We start from the raw sequence: 24,727 nt of genomic DNA on the forward strand, positions 1-24,727 counted from the left end.
CATTGCGTCCGGAACACCGCGCCGCACCTCTGTGAAAGACTCTGAAAAATGGCTTCTGCTTCGGTCCATCGCCCTGTGAAATCCAAGCAAGTATCCCAGGCCACGGGTGAGCAGGCACGCATTGATGCAGCGCTCAAGCAAGCAGCAGCGCATGCCCGCAAGCAAGTGGCTGCGCAGGGCCTGAAGTTGCCCACCCAAGGCTGGAAGCGCGGAACCATCAGCAACCCGGTGGTCTGACCCGCCCTCGGCGGGCATGCACCCGGCGCCGACCAGCGCCACCACCGGGAACTCCAGCCCTTTGCTGACGTGCCCTTGCGTTTGCGTCGGTACACTCGCGCCCATGCACCCCGCCATCGCCCAACACCGCGCGTCCATCGCGGCCATCTGCCAGCGCTACGGCATTCGCCGGCTGGAGGTTTTTGGCTCGGCCGCGCGGGGCGACGACTTTGTGGCCGAGACCAGCGACGCGGACTTTCTGGTCGAGTTCACCGCCGACGCCCGGCCGGACCTGCGCAGCTTCTACGGCGCCAAGGCCGAGCTGGAGCAGTTGCTGGGCCGGGGTGTGGACCTGGTGGAACCGGGTGCGGTGCGCAACCCCTACGTGCTGGCCAGCATCAACCGCCATCGCGAGCCCGTGTATGCAGCGTGACCCGCGCGCCTTCCTGTGGGATGTGCGCGAGGCGGCGCAGGCGATCCAGTCGTTCACGGCGGGTCTGGACGTGAAGGACTATGTCAGCAATGAGCTGGTGCAAGCGGCGGTGGAGCGCAAGTTCGAGGTGATTGGCGAGGCGCTCAACCAGTTGGCGAAGCTGGATGCGGCGATGGCCGCCCGCATCCCGGACGTGCCGCAGATCGTGGCCTTTCGCAACCAGCTGATCCACGGCTACGCGACCGTGAACCCGGACACGGTCTGGAACATCGCGCAGAACACGCTGCCGGGGTTGCTGTCGGCCGTTCAGGCCTTGCTGGACGAACTGGGCAGTTGACACGCAACCATGTCGTCTTTGCACAATGCGCTGCTGCTACGGGTTGAGCTGAAGAGTTTCAAACCGGCGATTTACCGGGAGGTCTTGGTGGACCCGAACATCACCCTGCGAACCTTGCACACGGTGATTCAGGCCGCCATGGGTTGGGAGAACGCGCATTTGTATGCCTTCGCCCAGCCGCTTCGCTCGACGGAACCGTTCTGGAAAATCCCGAACCAGCGGAAGTGGCAAAAGCCCAACCCCGACGCTTGGGGAGAGCCAATGGGCAACGATGCCAAGGTGAGGCTCTCTCAGTTACTGACCGCGCCCAAACAGCGGCTGCTGTACCTCTACGACTTTGGCGATGAGTGGCTGCACACCATCACGTTGATGGCTTTCAGCGAAACCCATGTGCCATTGCCCCATTTGCTCAAGGCACAGAATGGGTGCCCGCCAGAAGACTGCGGCGGCCCGCCGGGTGCCGAGTATTGGGCCGCCGCTTGGTACGACGCCGATCATGAAGACCATGAAACCGCTCGCGACATGTTTGGCGACCACGAGCCAGGCTCCCTGGACTTTTCGGCGTTACAAAAGGCAGTCGCCAAACTGAAGAAGCCCGCCCGCAGCGTGAAGTGAGGGGGCCGCCCGGTGGACCGCGGCGGCTGTTTGCTGAAGGTCTGCCGAGGCGGCACACGCCAGTAGACTCATCGCTCATGAACGCGAGCTCCCCCCCAAAAAACCGACCGTGGTGGTCATAGCCGGCCCGAACGGTGCCGGCAAGTCGACCGCTGCGGCGTTTGCATGAGTTGGCACAATCGGGCGGCAGCTTCGCTTTCGAGAGCACGCTGTCGAGCCACAGCTTCGCGAAGTTCCTGCGCGACCGCAAAGCCACGGGTTATCAGGTGGTCTTGTCCTACGTGATGCTGCCCACCTCCGATCTGGCGGTTCAACGGGTGGCACTCCGCGTGAAGCAAGGCGAGCACAACATTCCGGCAGATGACATTCATCGCCGCTTCCGACGCAGCCTGAGCAATCTGTTCGAGCTGTATTTGCTGCTGTCTGATCGCTGGTCGGTGCTTGATCATGCGAGCGGTCGCTTGGAAACCATTGCATCCGGAACATCGCGGCGCACTTCTGTGAAAGACTCTGAAAAATGGCTTCTGCTTCGGCCCATCGCCCCTTGAAATCCAAGCAAGCATCCCAGGCCACGGGTGAGCAGGCGCGTATTGATGCAGCGCTCAAACAAGCAGCAGCGCATGCACGCAAGCAACTGGCCGCACAGGGCCTGAAGTTGCCCACCCAGGGCTGGAAGCGCGGGACGATCAACAACCCGGTGGTCTGACGCAGCTTCAGACGCTCAGGCGGCCAACCGCTGCCCAAACCGGCCACCCGCTCAAGCCAATCACCAAGCGCTGCGTCGCCCACGTAGCGCCCAGATAGAACAGCCGCGCTTCCTCGTGTTCGTCTTCGCCCTCGGCGGGCATGCGCCCGGCGCCCACCAGCGCCACCACCGGGAACTCCAGCCCTTTGCTGACGTGCAGCGTCATCACCTTGATGCTGTCGTGCGCGGGGGTCGGCGCGCCAGACACAGCGAGCGAAACGCCAGCGGGCTTTGGCTTGGGCCGACATTGACAGGCTCATCGACAACGCTCCTCTCAGGCTGCGGCATCATCGGCTTCAGATGATTTCAGGAGGAATACCCATGAGTCGACACCATTACCCCAAGCGAAACTCACGCAAGCGCCCGTCGGCACCGTTTCTCGAAAAGGGGCTGCTGTTGCTGGTGGTGGCGGGGTCGTTCTGGCTGGCGGGCGCGACGCTGAGCGGTGGCGACTCTTTGCTGGCACCGATCGGAAAGTCCTTGCGCGCCTTCCTCTGGTTTCCGCTGACCATCGGCCTCGGCCTTTTGGGTGTTCACTTCGTTCTGAAACGAATGGCTGGCCAGGATTCGCCGCCCAAGAACGTCGCCACGCAGAACGCAAAAAACCCTTCGGTGGTGAAAAAGCCCGACGCTGATGACTCGGCCTGGGCGCGTTCCGCTCAAGACACCTCCAGGCCGATCAACGAAGGCCCGGGTCATGGTCAGGCCCCCACTTTGAACGAAATGGCCAAGGCGGCCCCGTGGAGTTCGAAGGTCTTTGAGGTGATCGAGTGGCGCCGCTTCGAGGCGCTGGTCGAAGCCCTGTTTGTACAGGCGGGTTTCGAAACCCGCAGCCAGTCGCACGGCGCCGACGGCGGGGTGGACATCTGGCTGCATTCCAGGAACGCCCAGGGGCCGGTGGCGGTGGTGCAGTGCAAACACTGGCAGGGCAAGCCGGTGGGCGTGCGCGAGATGCGCGAATTCCTGGGGGTGATGGCGTCACACGGTCTTCAGCGCGGCACCTATGCCACCTCGTCCACCTTCACGAGCGACGCCCTCGCTTTCGCCAAGGCCAACGGCATCAACGTACAGGACGGCAGCAGCCTGCTGCGCATGATCCTCAGCCGCACACCCGAGCAGCAGGCCGCACTGCTGGCGGTGGCCACGGAAGGTGACTACCGGCGCCCGACCTGCGCGAGCTGCGGCGTGAAGATGGTGGAACGCACGCCGAAGAACGGCGGCGCGGCATTCTGGGGTTGTATGAATTTCCCGCGCTGCAGAGCGACGCTGCCGATGCGCTCTGCGGCCCCCTGACGCCCCAGCACCAGCACCAGCACCAGCACCAGCACCAGCACCAGCACCAGCACCAGCACCAGCACCAGCACCAGCGCCCATGCCCCGCCGCCCCCACCACCACGTTTACGTCATCGAGCTGCACCCGGACGTGCTGCAGGAACGCAGGTTCCGCCAGTGCAATCCGGGTTATGTCGAGGGCAAGCCGTGTGTGTACGTGGGCATGACGGGGCTCGACCCGGATGTGCGCTTTGACAAGCACAAGGCGGGCATCCAGGCCAACGCCTACGCCATGAAGTACGGCCTGCGGCTGCTGCCCGACCTGTACGAGGGCTTCAACCCGATGAGCTATGAGGCGGCGCAGCAGCGCGAAATCGAGATCGGCATCGATCTGCGCTCGGCCGGGTTCGGGGTGTGGCAGGCGTGAGGGCGCGGCACGGCGCCGGCGGGCCGCGGTTTCACACCCTTTGCATCATCGGCATACCCACGGCCGCTGCGCTTGGCTCAGTGGCCGTGCGCGCAGCAGTGGATCGCGCATCAACCATGGCCAACGCGGCTTCGGAGGTTTGCGCCGGTGTGTTGGCGGCGGCGCGTGCGTCCATCACCTGTTCTCTGAGCACGTAACCGTGGACCTGCGCGAAGCGGATGCTGCCGTCGCCTGCCTGAAAGTGGGTGATGCCGGTGAGGCCAGCTTCGCGAGCTCGGTGCGCTATCGCAGCCACGGTGTTATCCATACCCTGGTCCCAGGGCAGCCGATGCCGCTCGGCGACCTGTCGCACATGTTGCTCGCCATCCTGCAGAAGCTGCCTGGATATATCGGAAAGATCGGCCCTGTCACCCAGCGTGCTGCTGCGCTTCGCCGGTGCAGGTGCGGCCGGGCTTTCCGGGCTGGTGCGCGACTTCTGTTCCAACTGGTGGATGCTCTCGCCCAGTTGGCGTGGCGTCTCGGTCCAGAGCGCGCCGGGATCGTCTGCGTTCAGACGCAAACCCGTCACCGATTCCACCGTATCGCGCGCCCAAGAAGAACAGTTGTGGGTGTAACCCCAGGTTTCGTTGGCCTTGAGCAGGCTGTCGAGTTTGGCCACCTGCTCCAGGGTTAGCCGGTAGTAGCGGCTCGCGGCCGGCGTATCGCTATCCTCCATCCCGGTCCGGATATCGCTGCCGTCTCCGTTGTCTTCCACGTTGGGATGTGCATCGGGCCAGAGACCGTAGCGGGTGGTTTTGCCATCGCGGGTGACAGAGATCCAGGCATGCCCAGCGTCAAAGCCATAGGGATCACCAGTTTCGGGATCCATCTGCCCTTTGCGAACGTTGCTATGAACGCCCAGGATGACGTCTTCTGACATGGTTCCGACCTCCCCTCGAAACGGCTATCAACAACGACGTTCAGCGCGAAAGCGGTACCACTTCCAGCACATCACCCTGCCCCTGGATCATCACGGTCTCGCCTTGGTAGGGCAGTACCACGCCGTAGGTAAAGCGGTCGGGCGAGCCTGGCACCGGCTGCGCCGGGCTCATGGCGGTGCAATGCGCGTTCACCAGACAGCTCTTGATCGTGACCCAGAGGGTTTTGCCATCGCTGCGGTAGTCCGCGCCCACGTACTTCTTCGCACTGGACACCAACGGGCGGAAACTCAGCCGCACCTGTGCGTCACCGGCTGGGCGGAGCTGGATATGCCAGGCCTGGACGAGAGAGGACGTGGTGTTGGTATTCATGGCGTCCTTGGCGTTGGGGGTTCCGGAACAGGCCGTCCCGGTGAGCAGGAGCAGGCAAAAGGAAAGGCCACCGAGCCAACGTCGGCGAACCTGGGAAGAAAGATACGGTGTCATGGAACCTCCTTGATGCAATCCTGCGGCAGGACGAGGGAGGCCATGATGGCGAGTCAACGGCCCGGCAAATGCTCGCGGGTCGTGCCTTCTTGACCCTCCCCCGGGCATTTTTTGGCGGAGTATAGCCAGCCGCTGGCCGTATCCGCAGCGGCGTGGCAGTTTCAAGGGTAGATTCACTTTGTTCCGTTCGCCAAGTGCTGGCGAACATGCTTTCCACCGTTCACCTGTCGCACCATGCTCGCCAACCTGACTCCCTTCCTGCTCCACTGGGCCATCACCGCTTTCGCGCTGTGGGTGGCCAGCCATGTGTTCAAGGGGCTGCGTTTCGGCAGCACGGGTGCGCTGGTGGTGGCGGCCCTGCTGCTGGGGCTGGCCAATGCGGTGGTGCGGCCGCTGCTGGTGCTGCTCACGCTGCCGCTCACGCTGATCACCTTCGGGCTGTTCCTGCTGGTGATCAACGCGCTGGTGCTGATGCTGGTGGCCAAGCTGGTGAACGGTTTTCACCTCGACGGTTTCTGGACCGCGTTCTGGGCCAGCATCTTCATGGCTTTGCTGAGTCTGGTGCTGGGCGCTTTCGTGCTGGGCGGCACGCCCGAATTCACCATCCAGACCGACCCCGCGCCAGGGCAGCTCTGGTTGTGAGGGAACGGCGGCGCAACCTGCGGGCGCGCCTCATTCCATCCAGTCGAACAGGTCGGTCAGCACACCGAACAGCCAGGCGGCAAAGCCTGCGGCCATGAGGGCGATGAGGGACATTGCCAACAGTGTCCAGGTCATGGAAGTCTCCTCGGGGTGAAAAGGGGTTGAAGGAATGCGGGGCGGCGCAGGCCGCTCAGCGCGGGTTTGTGGGGTCGGGGTCGATTTCGACTTCGATCTCGCGGATCACGCCGCCCCCTTCGACGCTGCCACTGGCCTGCCCTTCACCCTGGGCCATGCGCTCGCACAGGGCGCGGTCGATCACATCCTTGTGCACGGTGCAGCGCAGCAGCGCGTTGCGTTGCCACTGGGCAGCGTCGCCTTCCCGGCCGGCCAGGGTGCCGCGCAAGGCTTCCTGGCGGGCGGCGCCGGCGTCGCGCAGGCAGGCGTGGCGGCTGTCGGGGTCGGCCACGCTGGCGCAGGCCTGCCGTTCGCGCTGGTAGCGTGCATCGATACCGGCCCGGTCGCCGGCGGCCAGTGCGGAAGCCATCGGCGCGGCCACCACCAGGGCGGCAATGAGGGGGGCGAGTCTGGGGGTCATGGGATGCTCCTCTGAAGCGGGCCGCGAGGCCCTGGCCTGACATGGGTTCATGGTAGGCAGCCCCCCGGCGCGGCGGCATCCGACAGCGCCGCCACCGCATGTAGGACGGCCCCTACAGGCGCAGCGCCGTGGCAGGCAGCGTGCGCGTCAGAGGGGCAGCACGGCGTGCACGGTGGTGCCGCGCCCGGGCGCGGAGCGGATGCCCACGTCGCCGCCGCTGGCGCGGATGCGAAAGCGCATGCCCTGCAGGCCGTGCCCGCCCCGCCCGGCCACGGTCGAAGGGTCGAACCCCTGGCCGTCGTCTTCCACCGTCACCGTCACCTGCTCGCCTTCGCGCTGCAGCACCACGCGCACCTGGCGGGCTTGCGCGTACTTGGCCACGTTGGTGAGCGCCTCCTGCACCAGGCGGTACACGGCGAGCGAACGTTCGGGAGACAGCACCACATCGTCAAGCTGGACGTCGACGGCCACTTCGGCACGCTGCGCAAACTCGGCGCACTGGATCTGCAGCGTGCGTTTGAGCCCCAGGTTCGACAGCGACGAAGGGCGCAGGTCCTCGATGATGCGCCGCTTGAGCGCGATGCCGGCGTCGAGCGATTCGCGCAGGTGTTCGACGAGTTGCTGCTTGGTGCCGGTCTCGTCCTGGATGCGCTTGCGGATGCGCGCCAGATCGAGCTTGGCCGCGGTGAGCAGCCCCCCCAGTTCGTCGTGCAGTTCGCGCGCCAGGCGGGCGCGCTCGTCTTCGCGCACGCGCTCCATGTGGCGCGCCAGCTCGATGGTTTCTTCGGTGCGGCGGCTGACCTCTTCGTCCAACCGGTCGCGTTCGGCGTGCAGTTGCAGCATGTAGACGCGGCGCTCACGTTCGCGGTGGCGGCTCAGGTGCATGAGCGCCACCGCACCCCCGATGCACAGCAGCACCAGCAGCCAGATGCCGGCGCGGCTCCACAGCAGCACGGAGCTGCGGCTGTGGTTGTAGGCGACCGAGCGGGCCGCTTCCTGCCGGATGATCTGGTCGGTCAGGTCGTTGAGCTGGGCCATCATCTCGCGCCCGAGGTCGGTGAGCGTGAGTTCGATCGCACCGTCGCGGTCGCCCGCGTCGAAGCGCTGCAGCACGGTCTGCATTTCCGAATGTTTGCGGCGGGCCAGTTCCACCAGTTGCAGCAGCGTGTCGCGCTGCTCGGGCACCTCGGCGGCCAGGTGCTCGGCGTTGCCCAGCATCTGCAACAGCGACCGCTCCTGCTCGTGGTAGGGCTTGAGGTAGTCGGGCCGGCCGGTGAGCATGTAGCCGCGGCTGGCGCTCTCCATGGACAGCAGGGTGCGGCGCAGGCCGCCCACCACCATCTGGGTGCCGATACTGGCCTCGCGGTTGTCGCTGATGTCCTGGAGGCGGTAGAAGCCCGCTTCACTGATCACCAGCACCATCACGGCCAGCGAGACGGCCACCGGGCCGATGAAACGGCCCGACACCCACTTGGTCAAACGCTCCAGATTCAACGCCATGCACCCACCTTATACTGAATCGATCCGTTCACGCACCCGCACCCCATGATCCGCATCGGCATCGTTGACGACCACACCATCGTTCGCACCGGCCTGAGCCAGTTCATCGCCGAGCACGTGGATTTGCGCGTGGCCGCCGAAGGCGCCAACGGCAAGGACGCGCTCGAGATCGCCCGCAGCGGCGACGTCGACGTGCTGGTGATGGACCTGTCCATGCCCGACCAGAGCGGCGTGGACGCGCTGGCCGCCATCCGCGTGCGCTGCCCCGATCTGCCGGTGCTCATCCTCAGCGGTTTCCCCGAGACGCACTACGCCACCACGCTGCTGCGCCAGGGCGCCAGCGGCTACCTCAACAAGGAGTGCGATCCGTCGGAGATCGTCACCGCCATCCGCACCGTGGCCCGCGGGCGGCGCTACATCACGCCTCAGGTGGCCGAGCTGCTGGCCGACGGGGTGCTGGGCAACGCCGAGAAGCTGCCGCACGAAAGCCTGAGCGAGCGCGAATTGCAGGTGTTCCTGCGCCTGGCCAAGGGCGAAACCGTCGGCCACATCGCCGAACAGATGTTCCTCAGCGTCAAGACGGTAAGCACCTACCGGTCGCGCGTGCTGGAAAAGCTGGCGCTCGGCTCCAACAGCGACCTGACCTACTACGCGCTCAAGAACGGCCTGATCCAGTGACCGGGGCGGCGGTGGCCGCAGCGGTCGCGCGGCCATCGGCAAGTGCTGGGTCACCACCACCGGCTCAGTCGGTGGCCATGTCGTTGCAGTAGTCGACCAGCGCGTCGATGTCGCGCGACTTGTCGAACACCTGATCGGCGCCCAGCGCCAGGCACTCGGCACGGATGTCGGGTGTGGCGTAGTTGGTCAGCACCACGGGCCGGATCGGCCAGTCGCGCCGGGACACATGGCGCAGCACGTCGAGCCCGGAGCCGCCGCGCAGGAAGATGTCGACGATCACCAGATCGCACCGCCCTTCGGTCACCAGCGCTTCAAGCCGCTCCTGGGCCTCTGCCGCCGATTCCGCGTGGCCCACCACCTCGACCGGCGCCAGGTCTTCCAGGGCAGCAACGAGGTTGGCGCGGATCACCGGGCTGTCCTCGACAAGAAAGGTTTTGAGTTTCGGCATCGCTGGGCTCGGATCGCCCACCGACATCGCCTGGGCAACCGGTGGACTCGGGAGCGCGCCCATTCTAGGTGCGGAAGCCGGCAGCGCCTGTAGGACGTGTCTGACAGCGCGATGCACCGGCCCGGCCCCACCGGGCGCATGCAGCGCCGGGCGGAGCCCAGGCCGGCGGCGGTGCGCGGCCTCAGTTCTGCAGAATGATGTCGTTCTTGACATCCTTGACCCCGTGGATCGTGCGGGCCACATCTTCGGCGCGGGCGCGTTCGCTGCCGCTCTTGGCAAAACCAGCCAGCTGCACCACGCCGTTGAGCGTTTCGACCTTGATGGCCAAAGCGCTCACCGTCGGGTCTTCGGCGAACTTGGCTTTCACGCGGGTGGTGAGCGTGGCGTCGTCGATGTAGGCCCCCACGGTCTGCTGATCGCGGGCGACCGCGCAGCCGGCGGTGGTGACCACAGCGGCCACGGCGAGGGTGGCGGCCATGACGAGGCGGGAAGGTTGCAGCGTTTTCATGGTGTTCTCCTGGGCTTTCGGTTCGTTGAAGGTCTGCCTCAGCGGCAGTGACTTCACTGTAGAAAACCCGGCCCGTGCGGCGTATCGGCCAGCAGCGCAACGCCGTGTCAGACAGCGCTGACACGGCCGGCTTCAGAAACCTTTCAACCCCGGGGCGAATGGCCCCGCAGCATTCGCACAGAACGGGGCATCAATGCGGGGCATCAGTGCGTGGCGCCAGCGGCCAGCCCGGGCGGCGCACCGTCCGGGACCGTGAGCGCACACCGCACCGCGATGCGCAGGCCACGCACCATGTCGTCCAGCGCCATGTGGGGCGCGCCCTGTTCCGGCAACCAGGGCACGTGAATGAACCCACCCCGGGTGTGGCGCAGCGCCGGCGTGCTGGCCAGCGCGTGCATGAGCCCGAAGAACACGTGGTTGCAGACAAAGGTGCCGGCCGTCTGCGACACCTCGGCCGGCAGCCCCGCCTGTTGCAGCGCGGTCAGCATGGTCTTGATCGGCAGCCCGCTGAAGTAGGCCGCTGGCGCCCCCGGCACCACGGGCCGGTCCACCGGCCGGGTGCCCGCGTTGTCGGCAATGGGCGCATCGTCCACGTTGATGGCCACACGCTCCAGCGACAGCGCGGCTCGGCCGCCAGCCTGACCCACAGCAATCACCAGCGCCGGCTGGTGGCGCTGCAGCAATCCTTCAAGCACCTGCAAAGCCTCGCCAAACACCGTGGGCAACTGCGCCGCGACGATCCGGTGCCCGGCCACCTGCCGACCGTGCAAAGCGAGCACCGCCTGCCAGCTCGGGTTGATGGAGGCGCCAGCGAAGGGGGCGAAGCCGGTGAGCAGAACCTGCGGCTGTCGCGGCGACAGCGCAAGCATGGGCGAAGGTTCGCGAGCAGGCATCGGGGCACTGTAGCGCAGCCTCAAGCAAACCCTCCGGCTCCATCTCACACGCATCTCGTCAACTTTTTCACCAAACCGACCGGCTCCATCGCCCGCTGGCTCCTCGGCCGATTACCCTTGCAGGGCGCAGGGTTGTACAACCCGTTGGCGCAGTCTTGAAACCCAGGGAGTGATGAACATGATGATGAAAGATGCCGGCCGGCTGGCCATGGCAGCCGGTGCTGCCAGCGTGTGGATGGTGCTTGCCGGGTGCGCTGCGGCGCCCACACTGACACCCCAAGCACGGAACCACTACGACCAGACCCAGCAACAGGTGGCCCAGGCCGGGGCGGCCCTGCTGGTCGAAACCTGTCTGTACCGCCTGGAAGTGGGCACCAGCCACGTCTACCCCGCCTTGAGCGAAGCCGGCGCCACCCGCCTGGTCCAGGCCGTCTCGAAGACGTTGACCGAAAAGGGGGTGAAGGTGGTCTCGACCCATACCCCGTTCGTCTGCTCCGTCCTGGAGCCGGACTACCTGCAGACCCTCACCCAGGTTGACAAGCCGGGCGGTGAACAGAAGCCCATCACCAGCTACCCGCTCAAAAACACGGGGACCGCCCTACCGGCCGATCAGGAAACCACCACGCTGGGACTGCTGAAAAAGCTGCGCGCGCTGGCCCCCACGCGCGATGTTGCTGCCGACACCGAGGTCAAGGCGATGGCGCTGGACATCACCCCGGAAGAGGCGAGCGCGCTGGTCCGGCAGTTCGGCGCCCCGTACCTGTGGGTCGTGGACATCCAGGAGCAAGACGTGTCCATGGGCCGCAGCATCAGCATGGTGGCCCTGACCTCCACCCTGACCCTTGGCCTCACGGGCGGCGCCTTTGCCTCCTGGAGCACCAACGAAGACGCCGTCGGCAACATGGTGGCGCTGATCGACCTGACCCGGCGTGAAGTGCTCTGGAAGAAGCAGTCCAGCGCGGTGGCACGGGGCCTGGTGGATTTCGAGCGACCGGTGGGCACCGAGGAACAGGCCCGCGTTGGCGCTGCGGTGCTGCTGCAGCCCTTCTACCCGCTGCCTGTGGCGGAAACAACCCCGGCCACGACACCGCCCCCGGCGGCCACCACCGCCGCTAAGTAGGCGCCTGGGCTGCGCCAGCGGCCTCGCCCGGCTGGCGCAGACGATCCGCGACCACAAAGCCCAGCACCGCCTGCACCGCCGCCGCCTGCGCGGCCACGCATTGTTCCGGCGTGGTGCGGGGGCTGTCGGGGTAGACCTCGGTGGTGGTGGTGTAGCGGGCGCCGGTCAGGCCCGCGCACAGCCCCAGGGCCGTGAACGGGTAGCGGATGACGCCGGGCGCCACCGCCGGTGAGCCGATGATCTCGCCGCGTGCGTCCGCAGGGGCGATGTGCGTCACCTGTGCCACCGCCTCGATGATCGCCTGCTGAAAGGCAGGCTGCGGGTTCGCGGCATCGTCCACCAGGTAGAACCCGTCGGGAATGCTGCCAGGCACAAAGGGCTGGCCATCGCGGGCGGCCAGGGCCGGGCGGAATTCGCTCTCGTCGGTGTCGGTGGTTTCGTGCAGGTCGATGTGGGCGCTGAACTGCCCACGCCACGGTGCCACCAGCCGCATCAGCGCGGCCGCTTCCGGCGCCGGGCTGGGTTCGCGGAAGGCGCGGTTGGGGTCCACCGCGTCGGCATTCCAGCGCTGGATGCGTTCGTAGCCCCAGGGGCTGACGCAGGGCACCACCAGCAGGTTGACGCGGCCGGCCCAGGCCTCGGCATGCTGGTCGAGGACATGCAGCGCGCCGCGCACCCCGCTGGTTTCGTAGCCGTGCACGCCACCAGTGACCAGCACGCCCGGCAAACCGGGTTGCCAGGTGCCGACGCGCACGGCCATCAGCGGGTACCGGTCGTCGCCCACCACCAGCTCACCGTAGCGGAACGCGTCGAACGGCGCAGGCAGCCGCGCCAGCGGCGCGAGCACATCGTCGGCATGGCTGCGCTGGCGCACCTGGCGCGCACGCCAGCGGGCGATCTCGGCCGGCCCCCAGGGCTGGCCCGGGGTGCCAATGGGGTCGGCAAAGGGTGTGGGCATGGGTGGCACTGTAGCCCCACCGCCCAGGCGCAGCCACCCGGGCGGGGCGATCCGCGCGCCCGCAGTGTGGTGGCTGCCGCCCTCTGCGGGCGACAATCGGCGCATGAATTTTGCCGAACGCCTCCAGTCCCTGCCCGCCGTCGACCACCTGGCGGCACTCGACCTGCTCAGCCCCGAGGGCACGGTGGTCGCCACCATCGAGAACAAGCCCGGCCAGGCCGGATCGCTGGCGGTGTACCACGCGCTGGCGGCCCAGCACGGCGGTGCCATCACGCCCGAGGCCGCGGCACGGGGCCTGCAGTGGTACGCCGAGCACACCGCCGACGCGCTGGCGCACCCAGGCAAGCACCCCAACATCGACCGCCTGCGCGTCTGGTCGCAAGGGGCGTTGACCCACGGCGTGCGCCTGCGCCCCCGCGCTGGATGAAAACCCGTCGCTGGCACAGCGGGTGGGCCTGTGGGAACATGCAGCCATGAGCACGCCCTCCACCCCGGACACCCTGCCCACCATCCACGGCTACCACGCCCACGTCTATTTCAACGCCGAGACGCTTGCCCAGGCCCGGGCGCTGTGCGAAGCGGCTGCGGCGCGTTTCCCGCTGAAGATGGGGCGGGTGCATGAAAAGCCGGTGGGCCCGCACCCGGACTGGAGCTGCCAGCTCGCGTTCAAGGCCGCGCTGTTCGGCGAGGTGATTCCCTGGCTGGCGCTCAACCGCCGCGGGCTGGTGGTGTTCATCCACCCGGTGACCGGGCAGGACCTGATCGATCACCGCGACCGCGCGCTGTGGATGGGTGCCGTGCGTCCGCTGGACCTGAGCGTGCTGCCCGAGACCTCGGTCGACTACGACCTCTGAGCAGCGCCCGTCCCTGGGTTCGCTCCAGTCCCGCGCATCAGGCCGTGGGTTCAGAACCGCCCGCGTCGCCCTCCACCAGTGGCGCCCTCCCGGTGAGCGCAGCCAGCCGCGCGTGCACCGGGGTATCGCGAGCCAGACGGAGATTGCGCCGTGCGCTCAGGTAGTGGTGGCTGAAGACGTCGAACCAGGCGTCGAGCCGTTCGGCGGCGGGCTCATCGCCCGCCAGTTCCAGGCACAGGGCCGCCACTTCGGCGGTGCAGAAATGGTCTTCCCGCGCCGAGCGCCGCAGCCGGTAGCGCGAGAGCTGGCCCGGCTGCAGGCTGAGCACCGGCAAACCATCGAGATAGGGGCTCTTGCGGAACATCTTGCGCGCTTCCGACCAGGTGCCGTCGAGCAGAACGAACAGCGGACGACGGCCTCCGGGCGCCTGAACCGGCACGGAAGCGACCACCCGCGCCGGTTCGACAAACTCGCCGGGAAACACCACGTAGGGCTGCCACTGCGGATCGGCCAGCAGGGCCAGCAGCGCGGGGTCGGCCTGGGTGCGCTGCCAGGCGAAGGCCCAGGTGTCGGGCACCACGTCGGCGATCAGCCAGCCGGTGTTGCTGGGCTTGAGCATTTCGATGTCGCCCATGAGCAGGCACACCCCGGCGCGGGCTGCCGCCTGCGGCTGCAGGTCGCACACACACCAGGCGTGTGGCAGGCGGCAGCCGCTGCAACGCCCTCCGGCGCCACCTCGGGCCACGAAGGGTTTGGAACTGGCGGCCAGGCGGGCGGCGCGCAGACGGGCGACAGCGTGGCTCATGCGACAAAAAAATTCATGGACGGGAGCGGCCGGCACGGCCGCACAAAACCCACCATTGTTCCGCATCCCCCGACACCGCACCCGGCCCAGGCCTGTGCACACCCGGGCATAGCCCGCCACTTGCCCGCGACAGCGACGGGGCTGCCGCAAAACCGGCACACTGGCAGGCCCGCCGAATCCTGCGCTCTGCCTGCCCGCCGTGACCACGACCCCGCCGCTCTTTGCTTTCGACAACCGCTACGCCCGCGAGCTGGAAGGGCTCTACGCCCCCTGGCAACCAGCCGCCGTGCCCGCGCCACGCTGGCTGCGGCTGAACCACGCGCTGGCCGACGAGCTGGGGCTGGACGCTCAGGCCCTGGCCTCGGACACAGGCTTGGCCGTGTTCGCCGGCAACCAGGTGCCCGACGGCGCGCAACCGCTGGCCCAGGCCTACGCCGGCCACCAGTTCGGCGGTTTTTCGCCCCAGCTTGGCGATGGCCGCGCCCTGCTGCTGGGCGAGGTGATCGACCGCCGGGGCCAGCGCCGCGACATCGCGCTCAAAGGCTCGGGCCGCACGCCGTTTTCGCGCGGCGGTGACGGCAAGGCCGCCGTGGGCCCCGTGCTGCGCGAATACGTGATCAGCGAGGCCATGCACGCGCTCGGCCTGCCCACCACCCGCACACTGGCGGCCGTGGCCACGGGCGAGACCATCCGCCGCGACCGCGCGCTGCCCGGCGCCGTGCTCACCCGCGTGGCCGCCAGCCACATCCGCGTGGGCACCTTCCAGTTCTTCGCCGCGCGCCAGGACACCGACAAGCTGCGCCGCCTGGCCGACCACACCATCGCCCGCCACGACCCGGCGCTGGCCGGCCGCAGCGACCGCGACCTTCAACTGCTGCTCGCGGTGATCGACCGGCAAGCGCGGCTGGTGGCGCAGTGGATGGGCGTGGGCTTCATCCACGGCGTGATGAACACCGACAACACCACGGTCTCGGGCGAAACCATCGATTACGGGCCCTGCGCCTTCCTCGAAGCCTACGACCCGGCCACCGTGTTCAGTTCCATCGACCACCACGGCCGCTACGCCTTCGGCAACCAGCCGGGCATCGCGCACTGGAACCTGGCCCGCCTGGCCGAGGCCCTGCTGCCGCTGCTGCCGGGCGACGCCGATGCCGCCGTGGCGCAGCTGACCGAAGCGCTCGACACCTTCGGCACGCGCTTCGATGCGCACTGGCTGGCGGTGCACCGCGCCAAGCTCGGGCTGGAAGCGGGCGCCGACGACCGTGACCGCGACGATCACGCCCTGGCCATCGACTACCTCGGCCTGCTGCAGCGCCACCGGGTCGACTTCACGCTCGGCTGGCGCCGGCTGTCCGACGCCCTGCGCGGCCAGCCCGGTGCGCTGCAGGCGCTGTTCGGCCCGGCCGGCGCCGACGACCTCACGGTCTGGCTGGCGCACTGGCGCACGCGCCTGCAGCAGCAGGGCACGGCGGACGACGCCGTCGCCGACCGCATGGACCGCCACAACCCGATCCACATTCCACGCAACCACCTGGTCGAAGCCGCGCTCCAGGCGGCCACCGATGCGCAGGACCTGCAGCCCTTTGAGCGGCTGCTCGCCGCGGTCACCCATCCTTGGAGCGAGCACGCTGCCGACGCCTTGTACGCGCGACCGGCCCTTCCCGAACAGCAGGCCGGCTACCAGACGTTCTGCGGTACCTGAACATCGCGGCCACGGCACCGCACGGTACAGCTCAGCCGGCGCCGGGGGCCGCCTCTTCACGCTCCGACGGCTCGTACACCAGCAGGTCGCCTGGCTGGCATTGCAGGTAGTCGCAGATGCTCGACAGGGTCTCGAACCGCACGCCCTTGACCTTGCCCTGCTTGAGCAGCGACAGGTTGGCTTCGGTAATACCGACATGCTCCGCCAGCTCGCGCGACTTGACCTTGCGCCGCGCGAGCATGACATCCAGTTGGACGACGATGGGCATGCTCAGACAAAGCCCTGGTTCTCTTCGGCCAGCGCCTGGCCCTCACCGATCACGGCGGCCATCAGCCACACCAGCCCGGCAAAGAACAGCGTGAACACGTGGTCAGAGCCGATGCCGATGGCCAGATGCCGCTGGCCCGGCGGGTTGTTCCAGGTCAGCACGACCGAGGCCACCACACCTGCCAGCAAAGCCCCCAGGGCCGCTGCGGCCACCCAGCCGGCAAAGCGGCGCAGACGGGCCGTGGCCTCGGCCGTGAACACCTGCCCCTGCGCAAAACGCGCGAAGCAGCGCTGCGCGTGCCACACCCCCACCAGCAGCAACCCCAGTGGCACGGCCATGACCACGCCCCCGACCAGCCGCTGCCACGGTGCCAGAGAAGCCACCGAGGGAATCACCTGCGCCGGTAGCTGGCTCAACGCCAGCAACTGCGCATCGCTGGCCACCACCCAGTAAGCGGCAAAAGCGACCGGCAGCAACACCAGCAACGCCCGGCATGCCCACACCATCCCGTGGCTGATGCGGCGCACGCGCAGGGCCGGCCGAAAAGCGGTAGCAATCGGGGTTCGAGACGAAGAAGCGAGTGAGGGAGGCATGGTGGCTCCTGAAAGAAATCATGAATGTTTAAAAGGCAATAATATATTATTGTTTTACATAAAAATTTTCTTGTAAGATAGGATCCACATGCCAAACACCTCTTCCGCACGCCGTACCCTGCTGCTGGGCCTCTCTTCAGCCGCCCTCATGGCCGGCTGCAGCGGCATCCCCCTGCGCTCGCTGCCGCGACTGGCCCGTCTCTCGAAACAGTTGCTGGACGCAGATCCCGCCGAATTCGGCATCGCGGTGCAACTCGATGTGCGCATGGCACCGCCCCCCCAGGCCCATCCCTGGCTGTTGCTCAAACTCACGCCCCGCAAGGCAGGCAGCTTTGACCCGGTCGACGCTCGCCTGCCGCTGCGCGCCGGCCCTCCCACCGGCGGGCTGCAGGGGCTCGACCCCGCCCCACGGGGCCGCCGCTGGCTGGTCTACAGCCTGCCACCCGAGACCCAGGCCGAGCTGCGCCGCGTACAGGCCCAGATCCGCCAGGCCCGGCCATCGCCCGGCGAAGATCGTGGCGGCTCCCTGAGCATCGGCATCGAACAGAACGACCTCGCCACCGCCATGGCCGATCCCGCCCTGGTGAACACCCCCTGGCAGACCTGGGTGCAGACACACCGCAGCGAAGGTTTTTTCATGCTCTGGGAAGGCACCCCCGCGCAATTGCTGGCACAAGCCCGGACCGCCCCGCCCACACCGCGCTGACCCGATTTTTTTCCGCTCGCCAGCGGCCGCCCATCCCCCATCGGACGGTAAACTCGCCCCCCATTCGATGCATTGAATTCGAGGGTGAAATCGCAATGAGGAAGCCGTCTCCTCATGGCCATCGACGCCGAATCGCCGGCGTCGTCATCATTTGGGTGGCCATGGGCATTTACTGGGCATATTGGGTGCGGCAACAGCCTTGGCAGGCCGATGTTTTCGCCTCATCGCTGGCGCCCGATGCCGGCGAACACGCCGTGCCCCGCGAGGTCCGGGCCATGAAGGCCCTGGCTCAGCGGCACCCGGCATCGGCCTATCGCCTTGATCAGGCTTTTGTCGAACATCCCCTGATTTTTCAGCGTGCCACCGAATTTCTTTATTCCTTCAGAATTGCCCGCCATTCCCCCTGGCTATTGGCGCCCGATACCAATTCACCGGCGAATTGCCGCCTGATCGATCAACAACAGAATGTGGCGCTGTATGAATGCCCGCGCTGAAATCCGGCGCGGGGGTTTCTGGTTGGCGGCCTTGCTCCTGGCGATCCCGCTGATCAATCTGGCGACGTGGCACGTCGGCGCGTTTCTCAATCCGCTGATCCCCGCCGCGCTGTGGCTGGTTGCCCTGGGCTACGCCGCCCGCCATGCCCACACCCTCTGGCCTTTGCTGCTGGTATTGCCCGCTTTCGGGGTCTTGCTGCTGGGGCACCCCGTCGTCGACTGGGACGCGCGATCGATCTGGTTCTTCCACGCCAAACGCATCTTCCTCGATGGCTCCGCGACCGCGCCCCTGGACAACTACGCCGCCTGGAGCCACAACGACTACCCGGTGCTGGTGCCGGCGATGGCCGCTTCGTTCGCGCGCGGGCTACGGCACTGGAACGAAATCTTTCCGAAGCTGGCCATCTTCGCCACCACCGCGCCGGTGCTGCTGCTCATAGGGCTGCTGCTCAGGAATGCCCTGGCCTGGGGCCTGTGGTTCACGGCGGTGCTGGCGCTCGCCGGCCCCTTGCTGATCAATGGCTACGTCGACGCGCTGACCGGGCTGTATTTCGGCGCCGCGCTCGCGGTGGCGGCCCATTTGCAAACGCCGGATGTGCCCCCGGCCCAACGGCCGGTGTTCACTTGGCTGCTGGCGCTCCTGATCGCCGCCCTGACGCTGACCAAGAACGAAGGCCTGCCCGCAGCAGGCCTGGTGGCGCTGATGGCCTTCACCGGCCCGCGCTGGCGACGCGTGCTCGCGGCCTGCGCCGCCGGTTTCCTGGTCTACCTGCTGCTGTGGAAACTGCACGTCTGGCAAGCCCGGATCGGCAACGACCTGTTCGTCCGGAGTCCGCTGCAGCAGGCACTGGAGCGGCTGCGGGACGGGACTTCGGCCCCCCTGATCCTGGCCCAGTTCCTCCGCCACAGCGCGCCGTTCCTGATGGCGGCACTGGCGCTGGCCTGGTTCGGCCGGCAGCAGCGCCCTGTGCTGGGGGGCGCGCTGGTGGTGCTCGGCTACGCGGCGCTGCTGTTCGGCGTCTACCTCATGACCCCGCACAACCTCGACTGGCACCTGGGCACCAGCGTGTCCCGGACGCTGCTGGTGGTCAACCTGGCGCTGGTGACATTCCTGGCCTGGGCGCTCACACACTGGCGCGCAGCCCCGGCCGTCGCCACCCCTTCCCTGTCCCGCCTGACGGAGCCCACCGCTTGAACCGCATCGCCAACCGCAAACGCATCCTGGTCACCGGCGGCGCCGGTTTCCTGGGCTCCCACCTGTGCGACCGACTGCTGGCCGACGGCCACGACGTGTTGTGCGCCGACAACTTCTACAGCGGTGCCCGCGACAACGTGACCCACCTGCTGGCGCACCCGCACTTCGAGCTGATGCGCCACGACGTCACCTTCCCGCTGTACGTGGAGGTCGACGAGATCTACAACCTGGCCTGCCCGGCGTCGCCCATCCACTACCAGCGCGACCCGGTGCAGACCACCAAGACCAGCGTGCACGGCGCCATCAACATGCTGGGGCTGGCCAAACGCACCAAGGCGCGCATCCTGCAGGCCTCCACCAGCGAGGTCTACGGCGACCCCGAGGTGCACCCGCAGGTCGAGGGCTACTGGGGCCACGTTAATCCCATCGGCATCCGCTCCTGCTACGACGAGGGCAAGCGCTGCGCCGAAACCCTGTTCTTCGACTACCACCGCCAGCACGGCGTGGACATCAAGGTGGTGCGCATCTTCAACACCTACGGGCCGCGCATGCACCCCAACGACGGCCGGGTGGTGAGCAACTTCATCGTGCAGGCGCTGCGCGGCGAGGACATCACCCTCTACGGCGACGGTTCGCAGACGCGCAGCTTCTGCTACGTGGACGACCTGATCGAGGCCTTCGTGCGCATGATGGCCACCCCCGCGGGCTTCGTGGGACCGGTCAACATCGGCAACCCGGGCGAGTTCACGATCCGCGAACTGGCCGAAACCGTGCTGCGCCTGGTGGGCGGTCCCTCGAAGCTGGTGTTCAAACCCCTGCCCTCGGACGACCCCCAGCAGCGCCGGCCCGACATCGGCCTGGCGCGGCAGCATCTGGGCTGGGAGCCCCGCATCGCGCTGGAGCCCGGCCTGCAGCGCACCATCGACTACTTCCGCACCCTACTCGCCCGATGATCCCCGCCGACCGTACCCTGATCGTCGTCACGCCGGTCTTCGAAGACCGCGAGGCCAGCGCCCGGCTGTTCCAGGAGTTGGCCGCCCAGTTCCCGCAAGGCCTGTTCGTGCTCGCCGTGGACGATGGTTCCGTGCGCCAGCCGCTGGACATTGACAGCCTGCGCGCGGCCGGCGTGCAGGGGGCGGTGCTGCGCCTGCGGCGCAACGTCGGCCACCAGCGGGCCATCGCCATCGGCCTGGCCCATGCCTGCGAATCGCTGCAAGATCACCAGCGCGTGGTCGTGATGGATTCCGACGGCGAAGACCTGCCTGCCACCATGCCCGCGCTGCTGCAGGGCCTGGACGACGCCGAGGTCGACGTGGTGGTGGCCCAGCGCAAGCGCCGCGTCGAAACCCTGCGCTTCAAGGCCTTCTACGCCATCTACAAGCGCTTTTTCCGCCTGATGACCGGCCGGCCGATCGCGTTCGGCAACTTCATGGCGCTCAAGGCCGCCGCCGCGCGGCGCCTGGTGGCCATGCAGGAGCTGTCGATCCACGTGGCCGGTGCGGTGCTGGGTTCGCGCCTGCGCACCCGGGCCTGCCCGCTCGACCGCGGCCCGCGCTACGCCGGGCAGTCCAAGATGAATTTCGTGGGTCTGGTGCTGCACGGTTTCAAGGGCCTGATGGTGTTCGCCGAAGACGTGCTGGTGCGGGTGGGCATCGCCTGCGGGCTGATCGCCGGGGCCGCGCTGGCCGGCATCGTGGCCGCGGTGTTGCTCAAGCTGGCCGGCTACTCCACGCCGGGCTGGTTCTCGGTCGCGCTCGGGCTGCTGGTGCTGATGCTGCTGCAGACCGGCGCCCTGGCCCTCATGACGCTGATGCTCACCGGCGTGGTGCGGGGCGGCACCGTCACCACCGCCATCGGCTACCGCGACTTCGTTGCCGCCGTCATTCCCACGCACCCGGCCGATGACGCTGATCGCGCCTGAACTGCTGCGCTTCGTGGCCAACGGGGTGCTCGCCACCACCGTGCACTATGCGGTGCTCAGCATCGGCCTGAAGGTGCTGGGCCTGCCGTCGGCGGCCCTGGCCAACATGCTGGGCGCGGTGTTCGGCATCGGCGCCTCGTTCCTGGGCAACCGCTATTTCGTGTTCCGGCAGGCCCAGGGCACGCTGGCGGGCCAGTTCCTGCGCTTCTCCGGTCTGTACGGTGCCATCGCCCTGCTGCATGGCCTGGTGCTGCTGCTGTGGACCGACTGGCAGGGCTGGGACTACCGCCTCGGCTTCGTGCTCGCCACCGGCCTGCAGGTGACACTGAGCTACCTCGGCAACAAATTTCTGGTGTTCAAGACATGAAACTGATCCAGTCGCTGGCCGCCTCGGTGCTGTTCGTCGCGCTGCTGGTGCTCACCTACGCGGTGCACATCCGCTTCTTCCGCGTCGACGTGGTGTTTTACGCCGCCCTGGGCGACGCCGTGATCGCGGCCGCGGCCACCGCGCTGTTCCTGATGACCAGTCTGTTCCGGCGCCTGGGTGGTTTCGAGAAATGGCTGCTGTTCGTCATCTGGCTGCTCGCCGGTTATGCCGCCGCGATCTCGGTGCCCACGGTGATCGACCGCTCGCTCTCCTTCTACATCCTGGAAAAACTGCAGCAGCGCGGGGGCGGCATCCGCCAGGACGCCTTCGCCCAGGTATTCACACAGGAATACGTGAAGGAACACCGCCTGGTGGACGTGCGCCTGACCGAACAACTGGCCTCGGGCACCATCGACATCCGCGACGGCTGCGTGCAGCTCACCCCCAAAGGGGAGCGGCTCGCGCACTTCAGCCGCTATTTCCGTGCGCACTGGCTGCCGCACCAGCGGCTGCTGATGGGGCAGTACGCGGACGACCTGACCGACCCCTTCCGCCACAGCGAAGCCATCACCGACTACCGCTGTCAGGCACGCCCTGAGGTTCCGGCGAACCGCGCTGACGGCGCTGCCGGGAGCGGTGGATAGACCGGACCGCTTTCGAAGCGCCCCCACTGCCCGCGTTGGCCTTCTCTCCTGGCGTCTGGCCCCTTTTGCATGACCGAGATCCCCGTCCCCCATCTGCCCCACATGGAGCCCGAAGGGCTGGCACGCTTCCAGACGGCGTTGGCCCAGAGCCGCTGTTACCTGGAGTTCGGCAGCGGCGGCAGCACCGTCCTGGCCTGCCGGACACCGGGCCTGAACCACATCGTGACGGTCGAGACCGACCCTGCCTGGCTGCAGCGCGTGCAGCAGGCCACCGACGGCAGCCCCTGCGACCGCTCTCTCCTGCATTGCGACCTCGGTCCGGTAGGCCCCTGGGGAACCCCGCTCAGCCGCGACCACGCGGCCGATTTCTGGCGCTACCCGACCCTGCCCTGGCAGACCGCCCGCGCACGCGGCCTGCACCCCGATCTGGTGCTGATCGACGGGCGCTTCCGCGTCGCCTGCTTCCTGCATTCGCTCATCAGCGCCGACGCAGGCACCACCGTGCTCTTCGACGACTACTTCGACCGCGCCCACTACGCGGTGGCCGAAAAGTTCTGCCAGCCCTGCGAACGCCACGGCCGCCTCGCCGTCTTCCGGGTCGATGCCCCCGCGAGCGGTCCCCTGATCACGGAAACCCTGCTCGAATACAGCACCGTCTGGCACTGAGCGGGCGGGAACGGCTCTTGCATGGCCCCGCACCGGGCGCACGGCGGCAGGCGTGTCGGAGCCGGTGCCACCGCCTGGCGTTCGGTCGGATCGAAAATGTACCCGTCATGTAACTTAATTACATTAAACTCGGCCACCAAGAGGTAACCCGTGCGCACCCAGTCCCCCCATTCCCCTGCCACCCTGCCCGACAACCCGCTGGACCTGGTGATCTTCGGCGGGGTCGGCGACCTTTCCGTGCGCAAGCTGCTGCCCGCGCTGTACATGGCGCACCTGCACAACAACCTGCCCGAGCAGACCCACATCCACGCCCTGGGCCGCCAGGGCTGGGACCGGGCCGCCTTTCTCCACTTCATCCAGGAGAAGGTGCCGGCTTTCATCGAGCCCAAGGCCTACAACGACCAGACCTGGGCGACCTTCCTGCGCCGCCTGACCTACCTCTGCATCGACGCCACCGAACCCGGCGACTTCCCCGAGCTGCGGGCCCATCTGCAGCCCGGCTCCGACCGGGTGTACTACCTGGCCACCGCGCCCAGCCTGTTCGTGGGCATCTGCGCCAACCTGCACGGGGCCGAACTGATCGACGAACGCTCGCGCGTGGTGCTGGAAAAACCGCTCGGACACGACCTGGCCTCGGCACGCCAGATCAACGACGACGTGGGCCAGTACTTCGAAGAACACCAGGTCTTCCGCATCGACCACTACCTGGGCAAGGAAACGGTGCAGAACCTCATGGTGCTGCGCTTCGGCAACAGCATCTTCGAGCCGCTGTGGCGCGCGCCCACCATCAAGAGCGTGCAGATCACCGTGGCCGAAAGCGTGGGTGTGGGCAGCCGTGCCGGCTTCTACGACGGTACCGGCGCCATGCGCGACATGGTGCAGAACCACCTTCTGCAGCTGCTGTGCATCGTGGCCATGGAGCCCCCGGTATCGCTCGACCCGGATGCGGTGCGCGACGAAAAGCTCAAGGTGCTGCGTTCGCTGCGGCCCATGCTCGCCGCCGACGTGGCCCGCGACACGGTGCGCGGCCAGTACACCGCCGGTGCCTCTGCCGGCGAGGTGGCCATCGGCTACCTGCAGGAAGAGAACATTCCGCCCGAAAGCACGACCGAAACCTTCGTCGCGCTCAAGGCCTACATCAACAACTGGCGTTGGGCCAACGTGCCGATCTTCCTGCGCACCGGCAAACGCCTGGCCGAGAGGCGCTCGGAAATCATCATCGAGTTCGCCGACCAGCCCTTCTCCATCTTCAACGAGTCGCCGCACAAGTCGGTCAACCGCCTGCAGATCCGCCTGCAACCGGAGGAAAGCATCCAGCTGCAGCTGATGGCCAAGGAACCGGGCAGCGGCATGCGGCTGCGGCCCGTGGGCCTGAACCTCGACCTGCAGTCGGCCTTCACCGAACGCCGCGCCGAAGCCTACGAGCGTCTGCTGATCGACGTCATCAAGGGCCGGCTGACACACTTCATGCGGCGCGACGAACTGGAAGCGGCCTGGGCCTGGGTCGAACCCATCATCCAAGGCTGGGAACAGCTGGGCGACAAGCCCAAGCCCTACACCGCCGGCAGTTGGGGGCCCGCCGCCTCGTCGGCGCTGATGGCGCGCGAAGGGTCTTCGTGGGTGGAAGAATCATGACCACCCCCGTCGCTTGCTCGCTGCGCGTAGCCGCATCCCCCCTCAAGGGGGCACACCTGTGGCCCGGCAAAGCCGGTTCCACGGTGT

34 protein-coding genes and 1 pseudogene are annotated in these 24,727 nt (G+C 67.4%); 23 read left to right on the forward strand and 12 right to left on the reverse strand.

Annotated elements, in window-relative coordinates; all coding sequences use genetic code 11:
• The first annotated feature begins 48 nt into the window (after positions 1-48).
• The 6 genes from QQK43_RS03095 (at position 49) to QQK43_RS03120 (ending at position 2,307) form a co-directional block, all read left to right on the forward strand.
• On the forward strand, positions 49-237 hold the full coding sequence (locus QQK43_RS03095; RefSeq protein WP_284306646.1) for a hypothetical protein: 189 nt from the start codon (positions 49-51) through the stop codon (positions 235-237).
• Between the two features lie 103 nt (positions 238-340).
• Positions 341-649 (forward strand): nucleotidyltransferase family protein, encoded by a 309-nt coding sequence (locus QQK43_RS03100; RefSeq protein ID WP_284306647.1) that lies wholly within the window; start codon positions 341-343, stop codon positions 647-649.
• Positions 639-986, forward strand: a complete 348-nt coding sequence (locus QQK43_RS03105) for a HepT-like ribonuclease domain-containing protein (protein WP_284306648.1) — start codon at positions 639-641, stop codon at positions 984-986. The genes QQK43_RS03100 and QQK43_RS03105 overlap by 11 nt, the downstream gene beginning before the upstream one ends.
• Positions 987-995: 9 nt before the next feature.
• Positions 996-1,601 (forward strand): plasmid pRiA4b ORF-3 family protein, encoded by a 606-nt coding sequence (locus tag QQK43_RS03110; RefSeq protein WP_284306649.1) that lies wholly within the window; start codon positions 996-998, stop codon positions 1,599-1,601.
• A gap of 161 nt (positions 1,602-1,762) precedes the next feature.
• Positions 1,763-2,149, forward strand: coding sequence for an ATPase (locus QQK43_RS03115; RefSeq protein WP_284306650.1), 387 nt, complete (start codon positions 1,763-1,765; stop codon positions 2,147-2,149).
• The gene (locus QQK43_RS03120; protein WP_284306651.1) at positions 2,146-2,307 is read left to right on the forward strand and encodes a hypothetical protein; all 162 of its coding nucleotides are present in this window, start codon (positions 2,146-2,148) and stop codon (positions 2,305-2,307) included. The genes QQK43_RS03115 and QQK43_RS03120 overlap by 4 nt, the downstream gene beginning before the upstream one ends.
• Positions 2,308-2,322: 15 nt before the next feature.
• On the opposite strand, the pseudogene QQK43_RS03125 reads toward QQK43_RS03120, so the two are convergent.
• Positions 2,323-2,551 (reverse strand): annotated as a pseudogene (locus QQK43_RS03125) (3'-5' exonuclease); the annotation flags it as partial.
• Positions 2,552-2,748: 197 nt separating this feature from the next.
• On the opposite strand from QQK43_RS03125, the gene QQK43_RS03130 reads away from it, so the two are divergent.
• Both QQK43_RS03130 and QQK43_RS03135 read left to right on the forward strand, forming a co-directional pair.
• Positions 2,749-3,639, forward strand: a complete 891-nt coding sequence (locus QQK43_RS03130; RefSeq protein ID WP_284306731.1) for a restriction endonuclease — start codon at positions 2,749-2,751, stop codon at positions 3,637-3,639.
• A gap of 79 nt (positions 3,640-3,718) precedes the next feature.
• Complete coding sequence (locus QQK43_RS03135; RefSeq protein WP_234263317.1) at positions 3,719-4,045, forward strand: hypothetical protein; 327 nt, start codon at positions 3,719-3,721, stop codon at positions 4,043-4,045.
• A gap of 31 nt (positions 4,046-4,076) precedes the next feature.
• Here the strand turns inward: QQK43_RS03135 and QQK43_RS03140 are convergent, their stop codons facing one another.
• Both QQK43_RS03140 and QQK43_RS03145 read right to left on the reverse strand, forming a co-directional pair.
• Positions 4,077-4,964: a hypothetical protein gene (locus QQK43_RS03140; RefSeq protein ID WP_284306652.1), complete on the reverse strand. Its 888-nt coding sequence runs from the start codon at positions 4,962-4,964 to the stop codon at positions 4,077-4,079.
• Between the two features lie 40 nt (positions 4,965-5,004).
• Positions 5,005-5,334 (reverse strand): hypothetical protein, encoded by a 330-nt coding sequence (locus QQK43_RS03145; protein WP_234263318.1) that lies wholly within the window; start codon positions 5,332-5,334, stop codon positions 5,005-5,007.
• A 348-nt stretch (positions 5,335-5,682) separates the two neighbouring features.
• On the opposite strand from QQK43_RS03145, the gene QQK43_RS03150 reads away from it, so the two are divergent.
• Positions 5,683-6,090 carry a phage holin family protein gene (locus QQK43_RS03150; RefSeq protein WP_234263632.1) on the forward strand — a complete coding sequence of 136 codons (408 nt, stop codon included), beginning with the start codon at positions 5,683-5,685 and terminating at the stop codon, positions 6,088-6,090.
• Between the two features lie 190 nt (positions 6,091-6,280).
• On the opposite strand, the gene QQK43_RS03155 is transcribed toward QQK43_RS03150, so the two are convergent.
• Both QQK43_RS03155 and QQK43_RS03160 read right to left on the reverse strand, forming a co-directional pair.
• A complete protein-coding gene (locus QQK43_RS03155; protein ID WP_284306653.1) occupies positions 6,281-6,685 on the reverse strand; it encodes a hypothetical protein in 405 nt (134 codons plus the stop codon).
• A 147-nt stretch (positions 6,686-6,832) separates the two neighbouring features.
• Complete coding sequence (locus QQK43_RS03160; RefSeq protein WP_284306654.1) at positions 6,833-8,185, reverse strand: CHASE3 domain-containing protein; 1,353 nt, start codon at positions 8,183-8,185, stop codon at positions 6,833-6,835.
• A 45-nt stretch (positions 8,186-8,230) separates the two neighbouring features.
• Here QQK43_RS03160 and QQK43_RS03165 point away from each other — a divergent pair, with 45 nt between their 5' ends.
• On the forward strand, positions 8,231-8,863 hold the full coding sequence (locus QQK43_RS03165) for a response regulator (RefSeq protein WP_284306655.1): 633 nt from the start codon (positions 8,231-8,233) through the stop codon (positions 8,861-8,863).
• Between the two features lie 64 nt (positions 8,864-8,927).
• Here QQK43_RS03165 and QQK43_RS03170 read toward each other — a convergent pair whose 3' ends face one another.
• From QQK43_RS03170 to pcp, 3 genes are all read right to left on the reverse strand, one after another.
• On the reverse strand, positions 8,928-9,311 hold the full coding sequence (locus tag QQK43_RS03170) for a response regulator (RefSeq protein WP_284306656.1): 384 nt from the start codon (positions 9,309-9,311) through the stop codon (positions 8,928-8,930).
• Between the two features lie 181 nt (positions 9,312-9,492).
• Positions 9,493-9,819, reverse strand: coding sequence for a BON domain-containing protein (locus tag QQK43_RS03175; RefSeq protein WP_284306657.1), 327 nt, complete (start codon positions 9,817-9,819; stop codon positions 9,493-9,495).
• 203 nt (positions 9,820-10,022) lie between these two features.
• The gene (pcp, locus tag QQK43_RS03180) at positions 10,023-10,712 is read right to left on the reverse strand and encodes a pyroglutamyl-peptidase I (protein WP_284306658.1); all 690 of its coding nucleotides are present in this window, start codon (positions 10,710-10,712) and stop codon (positions 10,023-10,025) included.
• A gap of 178 nt (positions 10,713-10,890) precedes the next feature.
• Here pcp and QQK43_RS03185 point away from each other — a divergent pair, with 178 nt between their 5' ends.
• Positions 10,891-11,832 carry a hypothetical protein gene (locus QQK43_RS03185; protein ID WP_284306659.1) on the forward strand — a complete coding sequence of 314 codons (942 nt, stop codon included), beginning with the start codon at positions 10,891-10,893 and terminating at the stop codon, positions 11,830-11,832.
• On the opposite strand, the gene QQK43_RS03190 is transcribed toward QQK43_RS03185, so the two are convergent.
• Entirely contained in the window at positions 11,825-12,790 is a 966-nt protein-coding gene (locus QQK43_RS03190; RefSeq protein ID WP_284306660.1) for a M14 family metallopeptidase, read from the reverse strand. The genes QQK43_RS03185 and QQK43_RS03190 overlap by 8 nt on opposite strands.
• 103 nt (positions 12,791-12,893) lie before the next feature.
• Here QQK43_RS03190 and QQK43_RS03195 point away from each other — a divergent pair, with 103 nt between their 5' ends.
• Together QQK43_RS03195 and QQK43_RS03200 are read left to right on the forward strand one after the other, a co-directional pair.
• The gene (locus tag QQK43_RS03195; RefSeq protein ID WP_234263327.1) at positions 12,894-13,217 is read left to right on the forward strand and encodes a DUF2322 family protein; all 324 of its coding nucleotides are present in this window, start codon (positions 12,894-12,896) and stop codon (positions 13,215-13,217) included.
• Positions 13,218-13,263: 46 nt separating this feature from the next.
• Positions 13,264-13,644 carry a DOPA 4,5-dioxygenase family protein gene (locus QQK43_RS03200; protein WP_284306661.1) on the forward strand — a complete coding sequence of 127 codons (381 nt, stop codon included), beginning with the start codon at positions 13,264-13,266 and terminating at the stop codon, positions 13,642-13,644.
• Positions 13,645-13,681: 37 nt separating this feature from the next.
• On the opposite strand, the gene QQK43_RS03205 is transcribed toward QQK43_RS03200, so the two are convergent.
• Positions 13,682-14,449, reverse strand: a complete 768-nt coding sequence (locus tag QQK43_RS03205) for a tRNA-uridine aminocarboxypropyltransferase (protein ID WP_284306662.1) — start codon at positions 14,447-14,449, stop codon at positions 13,682-13,684.
• Positions 14,450-14,648: 199 nt separating this feature from the next.
• Here QQK43_RS03205 and QQK43_RS03210 point away from each other — a divergent pair, with 199 nt between their 5' ends.
• A complete protein-coding gene (locus QQK43_RS03210) occupies positions 14,649-16,151 on the forward strand; it encodes a protein adenylyltransferase SelO (protein WP_284306663.1) in 1,503 nt (500 codons plus the stop codon).
• Between the two features lie 31 nt (positions 16,152-16,182).
• Here QQK43_RS03210 and QQK43_RS03215 read toward each other — a convergent pair whose 3' ends face one another.
• Both QQK43_RS03215 and QQK43_RS03220 read right to left on the reverse strand, forming a co-directional pair.
• Entirely contained in the window at positions 16,183-16,419 is a 237-nt protein-coding gene (locus QQK43_RS03215) for a helix-turn-helix domain-containing protein (protein ID WP_234263331.1), read from the reverse strand.
• 2 nt (positions 16,420-16,421) lie between these two features.
• Positions 16,422-17,012, reverse strand: a complete 591-nt coding sequence (locus tag QQK43_RS03220; protein WP_284306664.1) for a DUF2975 domain-containing protein — start codon at positions 17,010-17,012, stop codon at positions 16,422-16,424.
• Between the two features lie 88 nt (positions 17,013-17,100).
• Between QQK43_RS03220 and QQK43_RS03225 the strand changes: the two genes are divergently transcribed.
• The 9 genes from QQK43_RS03225 (at position 17,101) to zwf (ending at position 24,640) form a co-directional block, all read left to right on the forward strand.
• A complete protein-coding gene (locus QQK43_RS03225) occupies positions 17,101-17,718 on the forward strand; it encodes a hypothetical protein (protein WP_284306665.1) in 618 nt (205 codons plus the stop codon).
• Between the two features lie 95 nt (positions 17,719-17,813).
• Entirely contained in the window at positions 17,814-18,212 is a 399-nt protein-coding gene (locus QQK43_RS03230; protein WP_284306666.1) for a hypothetical protein, read from the forward strand.
• Complete coding sequence (locus tag QQK43_RS03235) at positions 18,196-19,407, forward strand: hypothetical protein (protein ID WP_284306667.1); 1,212 nt, start codon at positions 18,196-18,198, stop codon at positions 19,405-19,407. Before QQK43_RS03230 ends, QQK43_RS03235 begins: the two co-directional genes overlap by 17 nt.
• Positions 19,404-20,360, forward strand: a complete 957-nt coding sequence (locus tag QQK43_RS03240; RefSeq protein WP_284306668.1) for a UDP-glucuronic acid decarboxylase family protein — start codon at positions 19,404-19,406, stop codon at positions 20,358-20,360. Before QQK43_RS03235 ends, QQK43_RS03240 begins: the two co-directional genes overlap by 4 nt.
• Entirely contained in the window at positions 20,357-21,328 is a 972-nt protein-coding gene (locus QQK43_RS03245) for a glycosyltransferase (protein WP_234263337.1), read from the forward strand. Before QQK43_RS03240 ends, QQK43_RS03245 begins: the two co-directional genes overlap by 4 nt.
• Positions 21,309-21,695, forward strand: a complete 387-nt coding sequence (locus QQK43_RS03250; protein ID WP_234263338.1) for a GtrA family protein — start codon at positions 21,309-21,311, stop codon at positions 21,693-21,695. The genes QQK43_RS03245 and QQK43_RS03250 overlap by 20 nt, the downstream gene beginning before the upstream one ends.
• Positions 21,692-22,339: a hypothetical protein gene (locus QQK43_RS03255; RefSeq protein WP_234263339.1), complete on the forward strand. Its 648-nt coding sequence runs from the start codon at positions 21,692-21,694 to the stop codon at positions 22,337-22,339. The genes QQK43_RS03250 and QQK43_RS03255 overlap by 4 nt, the downstream gene beginning before the upstream one ends.
• Positions 22,340-22,408: 69 nt before the next feature.
• Positions 22,409-23,005: a hypothetical protein gene (locus QQK43_RS03260; RefSeq protein ID WP_234263340.1), complete on the forward strand. Its 597-nt coding sequence runs from the start codon at positions 22,409-22,411 to the stop codon at positions 23,003-23,005.
• Between the two features lie 150 nt (positions 23,006-23,155).
• On the forward strand, positions 23,156-24,640 hold the full coding sequence (gene zwf, locus QQK43_RS03265; protein WP_234263341.1) for a glucose-6-phosphate dehydrogenase: 1,485 nt from the start codon (positions 23,156-23,158) through the stop codon (positions 24,638-24,640).
• Positions 24,641-24,727: the final 87 nt, after the last annotated feature.

The organism is Hydrogenophaga electricum (assembly GCF_030160815.1).
Classification (GTDB): domain Bacteria; phylum Pseudomonadota; class Gammaproteobacteria; order Burkholderiales; family Burkholderiaceae_C; genus Hydrogenophaga; species Hydrogenophaga electricum.